Origin of the sequence: Spiroplasma endosymbiont of Notiophilus biguttatus (genome assembly GCF_964030985.1) — a bacterium.
GTDB lineage: Bacteria > Bacillota_I > Bacilli_A > Mycoplasmatales > VBWQ01 > Spiroplasma_E > Spiroplasma_E ixodetis_A.
In genome coordinates this window covers 331,985-351,987 of record NZ_OZ034993.1, presented here as the reverse complement: position 1 = coordinate 351,987, position 20,003 = coordinate 331,985, and the positions used below count along the sequence as shown (strand labels likewise).

Sequence of the window (20,003 nt, the reverse complement as noted above, 5' to 3'; positions counted from 1 at the left end):
TTTATGTGATAAAATTAAAAAATAGTACATAAAGGGAGAAAAGAGTTTTTTTAATATCATTAACTATTAATTTTATTTTCTTTATGATAGCTTTTATTTTTAAAACTGCTATCATAACTGATATTATTTATTGTTTAAGTTTTAATTGTTTAAGTGTGATCATTGTTGCTTGAAAGCAAAATTTTAGTCCTGTCCAAATTTCATTGTTTGTTCTTTATAATATTTGAGCTCTAAGAACCTGTTTAGAATCTTTTAGAGAATAAGGTAAAATTACTATATATTTTAAAATAAGAGGTATATATGCATAAAAATTATCCAAGTCATGTCACTAAAGAGCAATTTGAGAACATAAGATTAATTTTAGAAAATGTCAAAAAGAAAACAAAACCAAGAAATTTAGATTTATATGAAGTATTTTGTGCAGTTTTATATGTATTAAAAAGTGGTTGTCAATGAAGAATGTTACCAAAAAATTTTCCAAAATGACAAACTGTATATTATTATTTTCAAATTTGAAGTAAAAATAATGGTAAAGAACCTAGCATATGACAATTAATTTTAAAAAAAATTAGTTAGAAAAGTTCGTATCAATAATCATCGAAAAGAAAAAACCAGTTTTTGTATAATTGATTCACAAAGTGTTAAAAATACAGATACTACTAAAAACAAAGGTTATGATGCTGGTAAAAAGATTTCAGGAATAAAACGTCATATTGCTGTTGATTCTCAAGGTTTACCACATGCAATTTACGTAACTACAGCAGAAAAAACAGATCGTAATAGTGCTATAATAATGATTCAAAATGAAAAAGAAAATCTTTCTACAGTTCAAAAAATAATAGTAGATGCTGGTTATACTGGTGAAAAATTTGCTTCTGCAATCAAAACAATTATAAATGCGAATGTTGAAGTTGTAAAACGTAATGAATTACATTCTTTTGTAGTATTACCAAAAAGATGAGTTGTAGAGCGAAGTTTTGCTTGATTAGAAAAATGTTGAAGATTATGAAAAAATTGTGAAAGAAAATTAAATACTAGTTTACAAATGATTGTTCTTTCCTTATATTTCAATTTTATTAAAAAAATTCTAAACAGGTTCTAAGATTAAGTAGTTTTTTATTATTAAAAATTATTAAACATAAAGTTGAATATCGTGTTGATAAAATTATTTGTTAATTGTTGAAAATTTAGTATTTTTTCAATTTTACAAGGAATTTCAGTTTTTGTGATTAGTATTCCTACAGTTTTTGCATTAAGTCTTGATATTGTTTATTTTAATAGTACATTTAATAATTACTTACTTATTTTTATTATGCTTGCTATTTTATTTTTAGTTATTGAGACAATTGCAGATTGACAAAAGTTTAGATTTTCCTTAAAGAAAAAACATGATTTACTTTTTATTAATTATGGTTTATGAAAAGATTGTTGTCACCCTAATTATTTAGCAGAAATTGGGTTTTGATATATGATGACAGCATTGTTTATTTGTGATTTATTATTTAAAAATATTAATAGTAATATAAATTATTTATTTCATTTATTATGATTATTAAGTCCGTTGTATTTTAATATTGTAGTAATTAATATTACCGACATACCAATATGAGAAGTAAAACAATGACAAAGGTTCTAGTCTAATGAAGATTATTACAAATATTTAAATGAAACTAGTTGTATAATGTGTTATATTGGTAAAAAAGGTCCAATTAATAAAGTGAAAAAATTAATATATAAAAAATAAGAACATATGTTCTTATTTTTTATATATTAATTTATTAAATTCTTTTTATTGCACTATTAACAAAATCTTCATTTGGATCAAATTTAGTTTCGTTATTAATATTTCATAATTTTTCTTGCTCTGTTTTAGTAACTTTATTAGGCATTTGTATATCAAGAATAATATGTAAATCACCACGTTTACTACTATTAGGGTAATAGAATCCTTGATTTTTTAAAGTAATTTTGTCACCATATTGCAGTCCTAATGGTAATTTATGTTTAATTATTCCTTCAAAGGTAGGAATCATAATAATATTTCCCAAAATAATATCTAAGTAAGATACTGGTAATTTAATATACATATCACTACCTTGACGATCTAAGAAAGCGTGTCGTTTAATATTAATACCAACAAATAAATCACCTTGAGTGCCACCATTATGACCAATTTTACCTTTACCTTTAATTCTAATTTGTTGACCATCAAAAATACTGTGAGGAATATCAAATTCTAATTTTTGATTTTCAATATAATAGCGATATCCTTTGCATTTTAAACATTTTTGGCGAATAATTTTACCAAGTCCTTGACATTGGTTGCAAACACCTTGATGTCTAAACATACCTAATGGTGATTGTTGAACATATTCAAGAACTCCTTTACCTTTACATTTATCACATGTACTAATATCATTAGGAGTTCTAGCGCCAGTTTCTTTACAATCCTTACAAGCAACATCGATGTTAATACTAATGGTCATTTTTTTGCCAAAGAATACATCGCGATAACTAATTTCAACTTTTGTTAGGATATTATCACCTGGTGTTTTACCATTATAGCGTTGTTGTTGTCTTCTATTACCACCAAATAAATCACCAAATAAATCACCAAATGCCGAACTAAAGTCACCGAAACCAGAAGAACTGTCAACTCCAGGCATATCATGACCAAATTGATCATATTTTGTTCTTTCATTAGTATCAGATAAAATTTGATAAGCTTCACTTATTTCTTTAAATCGAGCTTCATCACCACCACTTGGTGAATCAGGATGATATTTTTTTGCAAGCGTACGAAACGCTTTCTTAATTTCATCTGGAGTAGCATTACGTGAAAGTCCTAGAATTTCATAATAATCACGTTTTTTACTTGCCATTTTGTCCACCTCTAGTTATTTTATTTAGTTGTTGCGTCAACATCAATAACATCATCACTTTTATTATCATCTTTTTTAATATGATCTGTTGGTTCTTGTTTTTGTTGGTTCATAAATTGTTGTGCAGCAGCAAATGCTTGTTTTAATTGTTCTAGTTTTTCTTTTAAATCATCATATTTTTTTTCATCTAGTGATTTTTGTAAGTCATCACGTAGTTTTTTCATTTCAGCAATTTGTGGATTTTCTGCTTTGCCTTCTTTTGCTGATTTAGTAACTTCAACAGTCATTTTATCAATATCATAAATATAGGCTTGTGCTTGATTAGATAATTCAATTTCTTCTTTATGTTTTTCATCGTTTTCACGATTCTTTTCAGCATCTTGTACCATTTTTTCAATATCATCTTTACTTAAAGTACCACTATTGCTGATAGTAATTTTTTGTTCTTTATTAGTTTTTAGATCTTTAGCACTAACAGATACAATACCATTAACATCGATATCAAAAGTAACTTCAATTTGTGGAACACCTCTTGGCGCTGGTTCGATACCACTTAATTGGAAACGACCTAGTGAGTGATTATCTCTAGCTAGTGGACGTTCTCCTTGTAAAACACTAATATCAACAGCGGGTTGATTGTCTTCAGCAGTTGAAAATACTTGTGACTTTTTAGTAGGAACAGTACTATTACGAGAGATTAATGGTGTCATTACTCCCCCTAAAGTTTCAATACCTAATGATAAAGGAGTTACATCTAATAGTAAAATGTCAGTAACATCACCCGATAATACTCCTCCTTGAATAGCAGCACCTAAAGCTACTACTTCATCAGGGTTAACACCACGATGTGGTTCTTTACCAATTTCGTTTTTAATAACTTCTTGCACAGCTGGAATTCTTGTTGAACCACCAACTAAAATAACTTCATCAATTTCATTTTTGCTTAATTTAGCTTCTTTTAAGGCATCACGAACAGGAGCAATAGTTCGTTCAACTAGTGATTTTGTTAGTTCATTAAATTTGGCACGTGTTAATTTTTCATTTAAATGTAATGGACCTGAGGCATTCATTGAAATAAACGGTAATGAAATATCAGCTTGTACTACTCCTGATAAGTCTTTTTTTGCTTTTTCAGCAGTATCTTTTAAACGTTGCATTGCCATTTTATCTTTTGATAAGTCAACACCATTACTTTTTTTGAATTCACTAACTAAATGTTGAACAATTAAGGCATCAAAGTCATCACCACCAAGTTTGTTATCACCACTAGTTGATAATACTTCAAATGTTCCACCTGCTAATTCTAGAACTGAAACGTCAAATGTTCCACCACCTAAGTCAAATACTAAAATTTTGTGATCTTTATCTTGTTTATCTAAACCATAAGCAATGGCAGCAGCAGTTGGTTCGTTAATAATTCTTTCTACTTTTAATCCTGCAATAATTCCTGCATTTTTAGTAGCTTCACGTTGTTCATTGTTAAAGTAAGCAGGAACAGTAATAACTGCTTTTGATATTTTTTTACCTAATTTTGATTCAGCAAAAGTTTTAATAGTGCGTAAAATTTCTGCAGACACTTCTTCTGGTTTACGTGTTTTAGTAGCGGCTTTAACTGTTTCTTTAGTTCCCATAATTCTTTTAATTGAACTAACAGTATTATCTGGATCAGTAATAGCTTGACGTTTAGCAACTTCACCAACCATAATTTGACCATCTTTGTAAGCAACAACTGATGGTGTTGTTCTTCCACCTTCGGCATTTTCAATAACTTTTGGCTTATCACCTTCCATTACGGCAACACATGAATTAGTTGTTCCTAGATCGATTCCTAAAATGATTTCTTTATTTGTTGTTTTATTTGTAGACATAATATTTTCACTCCTTAATTTTTCTTTGTTTCTGTTTTTTCTTCTTTAGTTTGAAAAACTTTAACTTTAGTGGTGCTAATGACACGATTATGTAATTCATAACCATTAGCTATAACTTCAACAATAGTATTATTTTTTACGTTTTGATAATCATTGTTTGTATTATCATTAATAATTTCTACTGCCTCATGTTGGTGAGAATTAAATTGATCTCCAACTTTAGCAGTAATTTCTTTTAAACCTTCTTTACCAAGTGCCTTAATTAATTCTTCATAGATAAATTTAAAACCAACTAGGAAATTTTGAACAGCTGCATTATCAGTTTTAAAGTTTAGTGCTCGTTGGAAATTTAATAAAGTATGAACTAAATCTTTAATAATTTTTTGGTTAGCGTATTTAATGTGTTCTTTATTTTGAATTTCTAATTCTTTAATGGTATTTAATCTAGTAGCTAGCATTAATTGCTTTTGTTGTGAATTAATTTTATTAAGTTCTGCTGTTAATTCTTTAATTTTTGTTTCTAATTCGATTTCTTTATTTAATGATATTTTTTCTTTTTCGACACTTACTGGTGTTTCAGTAACAGGAGTTGAAGTAGTTGTATCTTTAGTTTCTGTTGCTGATACGTTATCAATGTTATCTTTTTTAGATTTTGTCATTTTATCATCTCATTTCTATTTAAAGTTTTTAATCAATGTTTGATTAATCCAATTTAGAATTTCAGTTAGTTTTTCATATTCTAAACGTTTAGGTCCAACAATTGCAATTTGTCCTTGTTCACCATCATGAACTTTAAAAGTAGTAGTAATCATTGCCATATCGTTATTTTCATTACCCAGCTCTTCACCAATTTTAATTTGTAGTTGATTATTATTTAATTGATCAAAATACATTCATGGTGATTGTGATTCAATGAATTTAATAATTGTTTTAACCTTATTAATATCATTAAATTCAGGATTTTCTAACATATATTGAACACCATGTGTTGTTGATAGTGGTCGTGAGAAATTAATTAAAGTGTTAACAAATCCTTGAATAATATATTCTGATTTTTGTACTTGTTGTTCAAGAATTGGTTTTAATAAATTTACTTTCTCACTAATTTCACTAATTTTAGTACCAATTAATCTGGTGTTAAAAATATCAATGGCAATTGACAAGTCGGTTAATGAGGTTTCTTGAATATTAAACATTTTGTTTTGAATATGACCATTACTAGTAATACAAATTGTTAAAGCATTATCATTACTAATCGGTATTAATTCAATTTTTTTTAAAGTATCTTCATTAAGATTAGGACCAGTAACAATACTAATCAAATTAGTCATTTCACTTAAAATACTACTAGTTTTATTTAATACTTCGGTAATTACTAAGTTACGGTTATTAAATAATTCTGCTATTTTTTTCTTCAAGATTTCTAGTTCTTGATGTTCACCCATATTCATTAAATTATCAACATAATAGCGATAACCTTTTGTTGAAGGAATACGGCCACTAGAACTATGTGCTTTTTCTAATAATCCTAATGTTTCTAATTCAACACATTCATTACGAATAGTAGCACTAGAAAAATTAATATTGTTATTATTTTCTAAAATAGTTTTGCTACCAATTGGTAATCCTGTTTTAATATATTTTTCAACAATGATTTTTAAAATTTGTGATTGTCTGTTACTTAACATTGTTCACCACCTTTTTTAGCATTCATTAACCTTGAATGCCAATACTTATATAATTATAACTGAGAGTGTAATAATATCAAGACTTAATTGAATTTTATTTTTTTACTCAGAATAAACATAATGTCTTTATTGATAGTAATTACCATTCGTTTGTGGGGTATTAATTCTTCTTTAATAATAGCTTGTGCAATAATAGTTTCAATATAGTGTTGAATATAGCGTTTAATCGGTCGTGCGCCATATTCTTCATCATAAGCATCTTTTAGTATTTTATTAACTACTTCTGATTCATAAGATAATTGTAAATTTTTTTCTTGTTTTAATCGTAATAATAGAGTATCTAATTCTTTAATAATAATTTCTGTTATTACTTTTTTACTTAATGGATTGAAGATAACAATTTCATCAATTCGATTAATAAATTCTGGTCGAAATGATTTTTTTAAAATATTTAATGCTTGCTTTTTGCTGTTATCTTTACCACTTAATAATTCTTGTGAACCAAGATTTGAAGTCATAATAATTATTGTGTTTTTAAAGTCAATTAAGAGACCATGACTGTCTGTAATTCTACCTTCATCAAGAATTTGTAATAAAATATTTAATACTTCAGGATGGGCTTTTTCGATTTCATCAAAAAGAATGATACTATAAGGATTTCTTCTTACTTTTTCGGTTAATTGTCCACCATTTTCATAACCAACATAGCCAGGAGGTGAACCTAGTAATTTGCTAACTGCATGTTTTTCCATAAATTCTGACATATCAATACGAACCATATTTTTTTCGCTATCAAATAAAATATCAGCTAAGGTTCTAGCAACTTCAGTTTTTCCAACACCGGTTGGACCTAAGAAAATAAATGAACCAATTGGGCGATTGGGATCTTTAATACCAGCGCGAGCTCTAATTAAAGCATCACTTACCAACTGTAGGGCATTACTTTGACCTTTAATTCTCGTATTCAAAGTTAAGGGTAATTTTAATAATTTTTCTTTTTCGGTTGCTAATAAACGAGTAACAGGAATGCCAGTTCATTTTGCAACAACTTTTGCAATATCTTCACTAGTAACATCTTCGCGTAGTAAAGGATTATCTTTTTTTATATTTTCACTATCTTTAAGTTCTTTTTCTAAGTTGGGAATAATACTATATTGTAGTTCACCAGCTTTTGTAAAATTACCTGATAATTGATATAATTCTAGTTCTGATTTAGCATTTTCTAATTTATTTTTTAAACTAGTAATATGGTCTAATGCTGACTTTTCTTTGACTCATTTATCTTCTAATTGTTGTAAAGTATTTTTTTTAGTTTTCAATTGTTTATCGACTTCAATTATTCTTGTTTGCGAGTTTTCATCTTTTTCTTTGCTTAAGGCTGCTTGTTCAATTTTTAATTGTAAGACTTTTCTTCTTATATCATCTAAATCACTAGGAACCGAAGCAATTTCAGTTTTAATACTAGCACAAGCTTCATCAATTAAGTCAATTGCTTTATCAGGTAAGTAACGATCATTAATATATTTATTAGATAGATAAACAGCTTCTCGTAATGCACTATCATGAATTTTTACACCATGATAAGCTTCAAAACGTTCTTTTAAACCACGTAAGATAGCAGTTGTATCTTCTGTTGTTGGTTCTTTAATAATCATCTTACGAAATCTTCGTTCAAGGGCTGCATCTTTTTCAATGTATTGACGATATTCATCAAGTGTTGTGGCACCAATACAACGTAGTTCACCACGTGCTAACATTGGTTTTAGTAAATTAGAAGCATCCATTGAACCTTGTGTTCTACCAGCACCAACAATTAAATGCAGTTCATCAATAAATAAAATAATTTTTCCATCAGAATTTTTAATTTGGTTAATAACCGCTTTTAATCGTTCTTCAAACTCACCTTGGAATTTAGCCCCAGCAATTAGTGCTCCCATATCTAGTTCATAAATAATTTTATCTTTTAAGTTACTAGGAACATCACCACGAACGATACGTTGGGCTAAACCTTCAATAATAGCAGTTTTACCAATACCAGGTAAACCGATTAAGACGGGGTTATTTTTAGTTTTTCGTGAGATTATTTCTTCTACTTTACGAATGTCTTCATCACGTCCAATAATAGGATCCATTTTTCCGGTTTTAGCTTGTACAATTAGGTTACGAGCAAATTTATCAAGAATTTTAGGATCATTACTATAATTAGGGATTTCATTTAATTGCATAATGTCACTCCTCTTTTTAGCACTATAATTACTTGATTGCTAATCATATTAATATAGTAACAAATAAAATTAGCAGTTTCAAGTAGTAACTGCTAATTTTATATTTAATTGACTTAGGGATAAGTATTTTCAATTAAAGAAACTTAATATAATATTAATATTTGTGATAGATCTTGTAGGTATTTTAGATCTTAAATATATATTTCTCGTGTGAATAATATATATCATATTTTAAAAAGAATTGATATACTAATTACATAATTACTAGTTAAAAATAAATAATAGTAATTTAAAGTAACTTTTAAATATTAGATTTATAAGGAAATATTATGAAACATTTTAAACAAAAATTAATTTTATTACTTAGTGCTAGCAGTTTATTAGTAACCTTAGTATTAAGTATTAGTTTTAATAATAAAAATCACCAAACTAGTAATAGTAAAGTTAATGGCTTTCATATTACTGTTAAATCATCAAATCGTAACTTAGTTAATAGCATTAAATCTTGAAATAATGATTCACAATATTTATATAATAATATTAAAAATACACCATTAAATGTTAATTTTGATAGTTATGATCAAATTATTAATAATGATTGAACACATAGTAATATTGAAACCAAGGATATTATTAATGATCAAGGTTATAGTCAATTAAAAAATATTATTAATGATAATAGTAGTTATTTTAAAAATGCACAAGGTTTTCTTACTGCAGGCGCTTTTGGTCATACTTTTAATGAAAAAAGTAATAATTTAATTTTACAATATCATCAAATAATTAAAGAAAGTATTGATGCAGGACTTTTTGCGACAATATATGAAGCAAGTGACATTAATACTTTAATGGAAGTTCCATATAATTTACAACCAAGTACTAATTTTCAAAAATCTAATTTTGAAACTCGTGCTAAAATATTTCCAATTGGACCATTTGCAAATACTAAGGATAGTTTTAGTAATGAAATGTTTGTTTTTTATGTGCATCCTCCTTTTGAAAAAACAGGATTAGAAATTTCTATTAATAATGAAAACAGAGAAATAAAAAAAAATGTTAAAACTAATAGTAATAAAACTTTTGACTATGCTATTTTAAACCAAGATTATAGTAAAAATAAGCCCACTATATATAATTTTAAATGAAATGATAGTGATGGTAGTACTGTTTTAAGACAAGAAACACTTACTATTAATAGTTCTATGCCAGACATTCAAGTTATTAATGAAAAAGAAGATAAATCTTCATTAATTCATCAATATTTTATTAATAATGAAAAAAATAGTAATTTACAAATGATTACTTTTAGTCAAATTAAATCAGAAGCTGTTATCACCGCTAATGTTAGTGAAGATAAATGAACATATCAGCGTGTTGATGATAATCTTGTTCCGCAAGAAGAAAAGGTAACACCTATTTCAAATCAACCATTAAAAACATATCAATCTGAAGATCATACTATTTATTTATTACAAAGAATAGTAAATGATAAAGTTGATAGTTCTTCAAGACAATATTTAAATATTTATAATATTAATCCTTTATCAACTAAGTTTTCTGGTTTTACTAATTTTGCTAATAGTCAATCTGGTATTGATTTTAATCAGTATTTACAAGAAACTACTAATATAGATTGTGCAATTGATGTACTAAATCCAGGTCAATTACGTTATTGAATATTATTTTATGAGCACGATTTAATTAATCATTTATATGCTAATGTTAAACATGATGATAAAAATAAAAATAACCCTTTTGTTTTACCAGAAATAAAACTAACAACAACTTTAATTAATAATTGAAATATTATAATTATTGGTAGTACTTTTTTATTAGTTATTTTAGCTATTCCAGTAGTTATAGCATTCTTAAGAAGAATGAAAATTAAAAAGTAAGCAGTTAATTGAGGTAAGGGCATCAGTCACTTAAGTTTACCAATTAATATTTTCAATCTGTAATATAATTAAAAATAATTAATACAGAAGGAGAAATTATGAATTATAAAGTTTATTCAAAAGAAACAAAATTAGCCGTTGTTAATGAGTATTTAGTTGATAAAAAACTAAAAATACATGAAATTCAAGTCAAATATAAATTATCAACTCCAGTATTAATTTATAATTGGGTTAACCAATATCAAATTAAAGGTGAAAATGCATTCACCAAAATTTTTAAATCCCAAACTTCTCACAGGATCGATAAGAAAGATATTGAAATTAAACTATTAAACAAAGAAATTGATAAACTTAGAAAACAAGCTTTAAAAGATGAGGTTGAAAAAGAACTTTTAAAGGAGCAATTAGCCTGTGAAAAGAAATTAACAAGGGGAAAAAATAGTAAATTATTAAAATATAAGTGTTTTTTAATAGTAGAAAAATATAAGCAAAAAGGTCATCAATTAAATAAAATTATTGTTTACATAGCTATTAGCAAAACAGCATACTATTTATGAGTAAAAAAAGGTAAAAAGCAATATCAATCAAAAATTAATGATAATTTGATACAAGCAATAAACAAAATAGTTCTCATTAAAAATGAAAAAAAGTACATTAATATCACTAGTTTTGAAAAAGTAAGATTAGAGTTAAAAATAAAAAATAAAGGTCTTAAATGCAGTAAAACAAGCATAAAACAAATATTAAAAGATAATAATATTAAATTACGGAATTTTACGCTTATTGGTTAACACTTAATTCTTAATAAATAATTTAATTATGATATTTTTAAATGTGATTTTTTCTTTACGGTTATTATATTTAAAACAAAATTCATTTAAATAAGATTGGAGTCATTTTTTTGAAACTCAATGAAATTGGCCGATAAAACCTCTTTTTAATATTGCTCAAAAACTTTCTATTGTATTTGTATGAATACCATTATAAGAAAAATATTTTTTGTGATTAACTTGTTCATGTGGTAAAATTTTATTCATTTTATAATATCCACGATATTCATCAGTAAAAAGAATAGAATTGTTAATATCAACATTTTCTTTAACTATTTTCATTAAATCTTCAGATTTAATACTTTTATTTTTTGCATGAAATAATTTAACATTACCATTTCGTTCAATAATGCCAACAACACACTCTTTACTAGTTCCTCTACCACGTAATGAGTTATTTTTATTATCAACATCATTATATTTACGCGGTTTTCCACCCACATATGTTTCATCCATCTCTAATATTTTTGCTAATAATTTAATCTCATCATTAGCCATTGCCTTTCTAATTTTATGCATCATTTTTCATACAGTTGCTAAACGTAAATTTAAGTCTCTTGAAGCTTGAGATGATGATAAACTTTTTTTAGCATTAGCCATTAATACTATTAAAATAAATCACTTTTGAAGTGGTACACGTGTATGATGAAAAATAGTTTGAGCAGTTACACTAAAAGACTTATGACATTTTTTGCATTTATAACGCGACTCTTTTAAAACAGAGTTAACTTTTTCACTAAAACAAAAAAGACATTTTGGTTTGTTATTTCATCTTATTTCTTCTAAAAATTTTATACAAGATTCTTGGTTTGGAAATTTATTTATTATGTCTAAAATATTCATTTTCAATCACCTTTAATTAGATTTTATTTTACTAATATCTAATTATAGTTTTCAGAAATAATAATGTATATAAGTTATTGCCAATAAACGTAAAATTCCGTTAAATTATTATTAGAACCTGTTTAGAATCTTTTAGAGAATAAGGTAAAATTACTATATATTTTAAAATAAGAGGTATATATGCATAAAAATTATCCAAGTCATGTCACTAAAGAACAATTTGAGAACATAAGATTAATTTTAGAAAATGTCAAAAAGAAAACAAAACCAAGAAATTTAGATTTATATGAAGTATTTTGTGCAGTTTTATATGTATTAAAAAGTGGTTGTCAATGAAGAATGTTACCAAAAAATTTTCCAAAATGACAAACTGTATATTATTATTTTCAAATTTGAAGTAAAAATAATGGTAAAGAACCTAGCATATGACAATTAATTTTAAAAAAAATTAGTTAGAAAAGTTCGTATCAATAATCATCGAAAAGAAAAAACCAGTTTTTCTATAATTGATTCAGGCATCAGTCACTTAAGTTTACCAATTAATATTTTCAATCTGTAATATAATTAAAAATAATTAATACAGAAGGAGAAATTATGAATTATAAAGTTTATTCAAAAGAAACAAAATTAGCCGTTGTTAATGAGTATTTAGTTGATAAAAAACTAAAAATACATGAAATTCAAGTCAAATATAAATTATCAACTCCAGTATTAATTTATAATTGGGTTAACCAATATCAAATTAAAGGTGAAAATGCATTCACCAAAATTTCTAAATCCCAAACTTCTCACAGGATCGATAAGAAAGATATTGAAATTAAACTATTAAACAAAGAAATTGATAAACTTAGAAAACAAGCTTTAAAAGATGAGGTTGAAAAAGAACTTTTAAAGGAGCAATTAGCCTGTGAAAAGAAATTAACAAGGGGAAAAAATAGTAAATTATTAAAATATAAGTGTTTTTTAATAGTAGAAAAATATAAGCAAAAAGGTCATCAATTAAATAAAATTATTGTTTACATAGCTATTAGCAAAACAGCATACTATTTATGAGTAAAAAAAGGTAAAAAGCAATATCAATCAAAAATTAATGATAATTTGATACAAGCAATAAACAAAATAGTTCTCATTAAAAATGAAAAAAAGTACATTAATATCACTAGTTTTGAAAAAGTAAGATTAGAGTTAAAAATAAAAAATAAAGGTCTTAAATGCAGTAAAACAAGCATAAAACAAATATTAAAAGATAATAATATTAAATTATTATTAGAACCTAAATCAACAAATAGAGTAGTAGAAAATAGTGATTTAAAAAATAATAAAGATTTATTAAAACGTAATTTTTCAAGTAATAACTTTCTTGAAAAAGTTGGTATGGATGGCACATGATTTAAAAATATAATTATTGGTGATAAAAAAACAAAATTATTAGTTGTTTTTGCTACTGATATGTACAGTAAATCAATTGTTGGCTGAAAAATAAACAAAAGTGAAAATGCCAAAACTGTGTTAAATGTGGTTAATCAAATAGAATTAGCGAGTGCTAAACAATGTAATTTTACGACTATTCAATCAGATTTAGGTTTTGCTAATACAAGCGAAATTGTTAGTAAAGTTTTTAATACAAGTACTAATCTAATTCACTCAAAAAGTCTATCAGGTTTTAAAGGTAATCAAGTTAGTGAATGTTTAAATCGTTGAATTAAAAGAGATTTTAAAATGATGTTTGGTAGCACTTTTGAAAGTATGGAAAGTTTTAATAAAATATTAGAAAAATTTGTTAGATATTGAAACAATGATAGAATAGTTATTAGATTGAAAATGCCTCCAAATCAATTTGTACAGATTTGAAGACAAGAAAGTAAACTTATCTAACCAATGCCTACAGATTTACAAAATAAAACAAAAATTAAATCAAAAAAATTACTTAATTTATAAGATAAGTAATTTTTAATTTCATTAAATTGTGGAAAACTATTATTATTTTTATTTTAAATTTTTGTATTAAAATAAGTGTTATTTAATAAATATAAATCTTATTTAATTATTAGTAAAAGCATGTTAAAATTGTAAAGAATTATATTATAGAAGAGGATAAGTATGAAAAATAAAAACCAAGAAGTTAATTTTGAAAATAATAGTGAAAATACATTTCCAAGAACTAAGTTTTTGATAAGTGTTGGTTATTTAATAATACAAGTATTAATTCCAGGAATTATTCTTTTTTTTACTACTGGTACTGATTTTACTTTTACTTTTAAATTACCTTTTTGAATAATGGTACTTTCTAGTTTAAGTTTAATCATATTTACTTTTATTATAACCTTTATTACATATAAGTTAAAATTACATCAATTAGATCAATTTACATATAGTATTCCATTTGCTTTTGTTTTATCATTATTTTATTTGTCGGGATACTTTTTAACTCCTCAACAAATTTTAATACGTTTTATTATTTCAATTGCTGGTGCTGTTATTGGTATTTTTTTAACAAGTATTGTTTTATTATTAGTATTAAGAAAAAAACAAAAAAATCATATATTAAGATATAACAGTTAAAAGAAAATAGTCCTAATAATAAATTAATTTAATTATAAAAGTTACCTTAATTGGTAACTTTTTATTTTATTTATAGTAACTTTAATTTTTTTTGTTTTTTTGTGTGTTGTTTTTGTTGATCTAATTTATTTGCTTCTTTTTTTATTGAAGAAAAATCTTGAATTTTATTTACTTTTTTCTTGATTTTATATCCTTGTTTCAATATTTGATATTATGGTCTAGAGTTTATATAACTACTACCTTTATCAACAATGTATTTGCCCCACTTTTAGCAATTACAATACCACCAGCAGTTGCTTCTAATGTATTCATTAATGATGCTTGTGGATTTAATGTTGCATTTAATACATCAGCACCAGCACCAGCACCACAAATTAATGATGTTCCAACTTTAGTTTTATTTTTATCTTTATTTTTTACGGCTTTTTTAATTTGATAACCTGCTATTTCTCCGGCTGCAGCACCAATTGCAATGTTTGTAACAGGCAGTGGATTTGTTCATGAAAGACCATCAATTGCTCCTAATCCAGCACCAATCAATGGTAAATAATCAATTGTTTCATTAAGGATATTTTTATCTTTAGCCATTTCTTTTAATCTTCCTTATCTAAAAATAAAAAAACTCATTTACTTTTGAAAAAGTAATGAGTTAAAAACTTATATTAATTTTAGAAAAATAATGGCATCAGTCACTTAAGTTTACCAATTAATATTTTCAATCTGTAATATAATTAAAAATAATTAATACAGAAGGAGAAATTATGAATTATAAAGTTTATTCAAAAGAAACAAAATTAGCCGTTGTTAATGAGTATTTAGTTGATAAAAAACTAAAAATACATGAAATTCAAGTCAAATATAAATTATCAACTCCAGTATTAATTTATAATTGGGTTAACCAATATCAAATTAAAGGTGAAAATGCATTCACCAAAATTTCTAAATCCCAAACTTCTCACAGGATCGATAAGAAAGATATTGAAATTAAACTATTAAACAAAGAAATTGATAAACTTAGAAAACAAGCTTTAAAAGATGAGGTTGAAAAAGAACTTTTAAAGGAGCAATTAGCCTGTGAAAAGAAATTAACAAGGGGAAAAAATAGTAAATTATTAAAATATAAGTGTTTTTTAATAGTAGAAAAATATAAGCAAAAAGGTCATCAATTAAATAAAATTATTGTTTACATAGCTATTAGCAAAACAGCATACTATTTATGAGTAAAAAAAGGTAAAAAGCAATATCAATCAAAAATTAATGATAATTTGATACAAGCAATAAACAAAATAGTTCTCATTAAAAATGAAAAAAAGTACATTAATATCACTAGTTTTGAAAAAGTAAGATTAGAGTTAAAAATAAAAAATAAAGGTCTTAAATGCAGTAAAACAAGCATAAAACAAATATTAAAAGATAATAATATTAAATTATTATTAGAACCTAAATCAACAAATAGAGTAGTAGAAAATAGTGATTTAAAAAATAATAAAGATTTATTAAAACGTAATTTTTCAAGTAATAACTTTCTTGAAAAAGTTGGTATGGATGACACATGATTTAAAAATATAATTATTGGTGATAAAAAAACAAAATTATTAGTTGTTTTTGCTACTGATATGTACAGTAATTCAATTGTTGGCTGAAAAATAAACAAAAGTGAAAATGCCAAAACTGTGTTAAATGTGGTTAATCAAATAGAATTAGCGAGTGCTAAACAATGTAATTTTACGACTATTCAATCAGATTTAGGTTCTGCTAATACAAGCGAAATTGTTAGTAAAGTTTTTAATACAAGTACTAATCTAATTCACTCAAAAAGTCTATCAGGTTTTAAAGGTAATCAAGTTAGTGAATGTTTAAATCATTGAATTAAAAGAGATTTTAAAATGATGTTTGGTAGCACTTTTGAAAGTATGGAAAGTTTTAATAAAATATTAGAAAAATTTGTTAGATATTGAAACAATGATAGAATAGTTATTAGATTGAAAATGCCTCCAAATCAATTTGTACAGATTTGAAGACAAGAAAGTAAACTTATCTAACCAATGCCGTTTGAAACTTAACAGTATGCATTCATTTTTTACCAGAAAATCAATCTTTTTGGTTATATTTTGGTCGTTCTGTTTCTACCTCTGTTACATCAATTATCAAAATTTTATTTTTTAATTCTTCTTTTTAAAAAAATATTTTTATTTGTTAAATTATTAAACTTATTATTCTTTATTAAAATATCTTCAATTGAACGAATATTTCGTAAAGCAGTAGTATCAACCATACCATACTCAGCACCAATACTATGATATGTACGATTTTCATATAAATATCTTAAACTCATTACTAGTCGATCTTCTATTGACATTTTATATGGCCTTCCACCAATAGTAGTTTTGAGTTTTTGATGTTCTAATAAAATATTTAAAATTTCGTTAAAAACGAGTTTATTAATACCCACTATTTTACGAAAATATTGATCAGATTTATCTTTTAATTCAAAATATGTCATAAAGTTTATCCTTAACTATTCAAATTTTATTTTAATAATAACAAAAAAATAAAAAGTTAACTAGTTATGCAGTAAGTCTAAATGATAAAAATCAAGAATGTTTTAAATATAACATTAAATGAGAACAAGATATGAAAAGTTTTAAAATAAATAATCCTTATAATGATAATGATTTAGCAATTAATTATATTGTTACACCAATAAAAGATATAAATACTCATAATGAAAAAATATTTTATTTAAAGTATTAAAGGAAATTAATATGTTATTAAATGTTGAAAAAATAGAATTAATTAAAAATTTATGTAATGAAAAATTACTTAAAAATAAAAAATATATTGAAATACAAGAAATATTAAAAATTATAGAAAGAGAGAATTAATTATGTTGAATTTAAAAGAAGATAAAAAAATACGGAATTTTATACAAGATTCTTGGTTTGGAAATTTATTTATTATGTCTAAAATATTCATTTTCAATCACCTTTAATTAGATTTTATTTTACTAATATCTAATTATAGTTTTCAGAAATAATAATGTATATAAGTTATTGCCAATAAACGTAAAATTCCGAAATTTTATTCATTTTATAATATCCACGATATTCATCAGTAAAAAGAATAGAATTGTTAATATCAACATTTTCTTTAACTATTTTCATTAAATCTTCAGATTTAATACTTTTATTTTTTGCATGAAATAATTTAACATTACCATTTCGTTCAATAATGCCAACAACACACTCTTTACTAGTTCCTCTATCACGTAATGAGTTATTTTTATTATCAACATCATTATATTTACGCGGTTTTCCACCCACATATGTTTCATCCATCTCTAATATTTTTGCTAATAATTTAATCTCATCATTAGCCATTGCCTTTCTAATTTTATGCATCATTTTTCATACAGTTGCTAAACGTAAATTTAAGTCTCTTGAAGCTTGAGATGATGATAAACTTTTTTTAGCATTAGCCATTAATACTATTAAAATAAATCACTTTTGAAGTGGTACACGTGTATGATGAAAAATAGTTTGAGCAGTTACACTAAAAGACTTATGACATTTTTTGCATTTATAACGCGACTCTTTTAAAACAGAGTTAACTTTTTCACTAAAACAAAAAAGACATTTTGGTTTGTTATTTCATCTTATTTCTTCTAAAAATTTTATACAAGATTCTTGGTTTGGAAATTTATTTATTATGTCTAAAATATTCATTTTCAATCACCTTTAATTAGATTTTATTTCGGAATTTTACGTTTATTGGCAATAACTTATATACATTAGACTTACTGCATAACGTTTTTAAGTTTTAATGATAAATTATAAAATCCTGCAATTAAATTAAATCTTAAAAATATTCGTTTTCTGGCTTTTCTAAATTTATAACCAATAATCTTAAAACATTTTAAAAATGCAAAAACATGTTCAATTTTTCTACGAGTTTTATTAATAATCTTATTAAAGATTTTGGTTTTATTTGTTTTAGGATTATTTTTGCTAATTTTAATGGGTAAAAATGTATTAGCATGAATTTTTTGTAAACCTTGATAACCTTTATCTGCAAGAATTATAGTTTCTGGTAAAAACTTTAACTTTGAATTCTTAAAAGTTTTAAAATCATGATTTTTACCAATATCAGAAAAAATATTTAAAATTTCATTAGTATTTGCATTAATTACGGTTTGAAACTTAACAGTATGCATTCATTTTTTACCAGAAAATCAATCTTTTTGGTTATATTTTGGTCGTTCTGTTTCTACCTCTGTTACATCAATTATCAAAATTTTATTTTTTAATTCTTCTTTTTAAAAAAATATTTTTATTTGTTAAATTATTAAACTTATTATTCTTTATTAAAATATCTTCAATTGAACGAATATTTCGTAAAGCAGTAGTATCAACCATACCATACTCAGCACCAATACTATGATATGTACGATTTTCATATAAATATCTTAAACTCATTACTAGTCGATCTTCTATTGACATTTTATATGGCCTTCCACCAATAGTAGTTTTGAGTTTTTGATGTTCTAATAAAATATTTAAAATTTCGTTAAAAACGAGTTTATTAATACCCACTATTTTACGAAAATATTGATCAGATTTATCTTTTAATTCAAAATATGTCATAAAGTTTATCCTTAACTATTCAAATTTTATTTTAATAATAACAAAAAAATAAAAAGTTAACTAGTTATGCAGTAAGTCTATTTAAATTATGTGTATAATTACTAAATTTTGTATTGCTTTTAATAAAAAATACTTTATAATATTTAAGACTGTTTATGCAGTTTCAACCGCTCTACTTTAGGTTAACAAGTGATTTATTCCACCTATAAGGCGAGTCTAAACTGGAGGTAATAAGAAAAATGTTTGTAGTTATTCAAACAGGAGGAAAACAAATTAATGTTTCCTATGGTCAAGAGATTTTTGTTGAAAAACTTGTTGGCAAAGCTAAAGATAAGATTATTTTTGACAAAATATTGATGATTGATCAACAATTTGGTAAACCTTTCCTAAAAGGTGCTGAAGTTCATGGTGAGATTATTAAACAAGATAAAGCAAAAAAGATTCGAGTGTTTAAATATAAACCTAAGAAAAATTCAAAAACAATGTATGGACACCGTCAGCCATATACAAAGGTATTAATTACTGATATTTTACTTGCTGGTAAAAGTCTTGTTGATAAGAAGGCGA

Annotated in this window: 18 protein-coding genes, 2 pseudogenes and 1 other annotated feature; of the genes and pseudogenes, 9 read left to right on the top strand and 11 right to left on the bottom strand. The window is 24.9% G+C overall.

All coding sequences use genetic code 4. The annotated features are described in order from the left end of the window. Positions 1-300 precede the first annotated feature (300 nt). Positions 301-1,102 (top strand): IS5 family transposase gene (locus AAHM85_RS01995; RefSeq protein ID WP_342260803.1). Its coding sequence is split into 2 segments (ribosomal slippage): positions 301-561 and positions 563-1,102, totalling 801 coding nucleotides; the frame shifts between segments, so codons are not numbered across the junction. A 123-nt stretch (positions 1,103-1,225) separates the two neighbouring features. Then, complete coding sequence (locus AAHM85_RS01990; protein ID WP_342260802.1) at positions 1,226-1,636, top strand: DUF1295 domain-containing protein; 411 nt, start codon at positions 1,226-1,228, stop codon at positions 1,634-1,636. A gap of 142 nt (positions 1,637-1,778) precedes the next feature. Here AAHM85_RS01990 and AAHM85_RS01985 read toward each other — a convergent pair whose 3' ends face one another. The 5 genes from AAHM85_RS01985 to AAHM85_RS01965 form a co-directional block, all read right to left on the bottom strand. Next, positions 1,779-2,882, bottom strand: coding sequence for a DnaJ C-terminal domain-containing protein (locus tag AAHM85_RS01985; protein ID WP_342260801.1), 1,104 nt, complete (start codon positions 2,880-2,882; stop codon positions 1,779-1,781). Between the two features lie 20 nt (positions 2,883-2,902). Beyond that, on the bottom strand, positions 2,903-4,672 hold the full coding sequence (dnaK, locus tag AAHM85_RS01980; protein ID WP_425289709.1) for a molecular chaperone DnaK: 1,770 nt from the start codon (positions 4,670-4,672) through the stop codon (positions 2,903-2,905). Positions 4,673-4,764: 92 nt separating this feature from the next. Next, positions 4,765-5,409 carry a nucleotide exchange factor GrpE gene (locus tag AAHM85_RS01975; protein ID WP_342260799.1) on the bottom strand — a complete coding sequence of 215 codons (645 nt, stop codon included), beginning with the start codon at positions 5,407-5,409 and terminating at the stop codon, positions 4,765-4,767. Positions 5,410-5,424: 15 nt separating this feature from the next. Further along, positions 5,425-6,438, bottom strand: a complete 1,014-nt coding sequence (hrcA, locus tag AAHM85_RS01970) for a heat-inducible transcriptional repressor HrcA (RefSeq protein WP_342260798.1) — start codon at positions 6,436-6,438, stop codon at positions 5,425-5,427. Positions 6,439-6,521: 83 nt separating this feature from the next. Next, positions 6,522-8,663: an ATP-dependent Clp protease ATP-binding subunit gene (locus AAHM85_RS01965; RefSeq protein ID WP_342260797.1), complete on the bottom strand. Its 2,142-nt coding sequence runs from the start codon at positions 8,661-8,663 to the stop codon at positions 6,522-6,524. 329 nt (positions 8,664-8,992) lie between these two features. Here AAHM85_RS01965 and AAHM85_RS01960 point away from each other — a divergent pair, with 329 nt between their 5' ends. Then, on the top strand, positions 8,993-10,558 hold the full coding sequence (locus AAHM85_RS01960) for a hypothetical protein (protein WP_342260796.1): 1,566 nt from the start codon (positions 8,993-8,995) through the stop codon (positions 10,556-10,558). Between the two features lie 98 nt (positions 10,559-10,656). Next, positions 10,657-11,349: a transposase gene (locus tag AAHM85_RS01955; protein WP_342260795.1), complete on the top strand. Its 693-nt coding sequence runs from the start codon at positions 10,657-10,659 to the stop codon at positions 11,347-11,349. Between the two features lie 3 nt (positions 11,350-11,352). Here the strand turns inward: AAHM85_RS01955 and AAHM85_RS01950 are convergent, their stop codons facing one another. Continuing rightward, positions 11,353-12,231: an IS1595 family transposase gene (locus AAHM85_RS01950; RefSeq protein WP_342260524.1), complete on the bottom strand. Its 879-nt coding sequence runs from the start codon at positions 12,229-12,231 to the stop codon at positions 11,353-11,355. Between the two features lie 180 nt (positions 12,232-12,411). Here AAHM85_RS01950 and AAHM85_RS01945 point away from each other — a divergent pair. The 3 genes and pseudogenes from AAHM85_RS01945 to AAHM85_RS01935 all read left to right on the top strand — a co-directional run. Beyond that, a pseudogene (locus AAHM85_RS01945) lies at positions 12,412-12,633 on the top strand (transposase); the annotation flags it as partial. 192 nt (positions 12,634-12,825) lie between these two features. After that, positions 12,826-14,106 (top strand): IS3 family transposase, encoded by a 1,281-nt coding sequence (locus AAHM85_RS01940; protein WP_342260794.1) that lies wholly within the window; start codon positions 12,826-12,828, stop codon positions 14,104-14,106. Between the two features lie 225 nt (positions 14,107-14,331). Then, on the top strand, positions 14,332-14,793 hold the full coding sequence (locus AAHM85_RS01935; protein WP_342260793.1) for a DxFTY motif-containing membrane protein: 462 nt from the start codon (positions 14,332-14,334) through the stop codon (positions 14,791-14,793). 225 nt (positions 14,794-15,018) lie between these two features. Here AAHM85_RS01935 and AAHM85_RS01930 read toward each other — a convergent pair whose 3' ends face one another. Next, the gene (locus tag AAHM85_RS01930) at positions 15,019-15,381 is read right to left on the bottom strand and encodes a hypothetical protein (protein WP_342260792.1); all 363 of its coding nucleotides are present in this window, start codon (positions 15,379-15,381) and stop codon (positions 15,019-15,021) included. A 173-nt stretch (positions 15,382-15,554) separates the two neighbouring features. Between AAHM85_RS01930 and AAHM85_RS01925 the strand changes: the two genes are divergently transcribed. Next, positions 15,555-16,835, top strand: a complete 1,281-nt coding sequence (locus AAHM85_RS01925; RefSeq protein ID WP_342260791.1) for an IS3 family transposase — start codon at positions 15,555-15,557, stop codon at positions 16,833-16,835. A gap of 113 nt (positions 16,836-16,948) precedes the next feature. Here the strand turns inward: AAHM85_RS01925 and AAHM85_RS01920 are convergent, their stop codons facing one another. The 4 genes from AAHM85_RS01920 to AAHM85_RS01905 all read right to left on the bottom strand — a co-directional run bounded on the left by AAHM85_RS01920 (position 16,949) and on the right by AAHM85_RS01905 (position 19,436). Continuing rightward, the gene (locus AAHM85_RS01920) at positions 16,949-17,296 is read right to left on the bottom strand and encodes a transposase family protein (protein ID WP_342260488.1); all 348 of its coding nucleotides are present in this window, start codon (positions 17,294-17,296) and stop codon (positions 16,949-16,951) included. A gap of 547 nt (positions 17,297-17,843) precedes the next feature. After that, positions 17,844-18,518 (bottom strand): IS1595 family transposase, encoded by a 675-nt coding sequence (locus tag AAHM85_RS01915; protein WP_342260790.1) that lies wholly within the window; start codon positions 18,516-18,518, stop codon positions 17,844-17,846. Between the two features lie 71 nt (positions 18,519-18,589). After that, the gene (locus tag AAHM85_RS01910; protein WP_342260487.1) at positions 18,590-19,084 is read right to left on the bottom strand and encodes a transposase family protein; all 495 of its coding nucleotides are present in this window, start codon (positions 19,082-19,084) and stop codon (positions 18,590-18,592) included. Between the two features lie 4 nt (positions 19,085-19,088). Then, positions 19,089-19,436, bottom strand: a complete 348-nt coding sequence (locus tag AAHM85_RS01905; protein ID WP_342260488.1) for a transposase family protein — start codon at positions 19,434-19,436, stop codon at positions 19,089-19,091. Positions 19,437-19,591: 155 nt separating this feature from the next. Continuing rightward, positions 19,592-19,664 (top strand) — a sequence feature (ribosomal protein L21 leader region). An 11-nt stretch (positions 19,665-19,675) separates the two neighbouring features. On the opposite strand from AAHM85_RS01905, the pseudogene rplU reads away from it, so the two are divergent. After that, positions 19,676-19,966 (top strand): annotated as a pseudogene (gene rplU / locus AAHM85_RS08430) (50S ribosomal protein L21); the annotation flags it as partial. Positions 19,967-20,003: the final 37 nt, after the last annotated feature.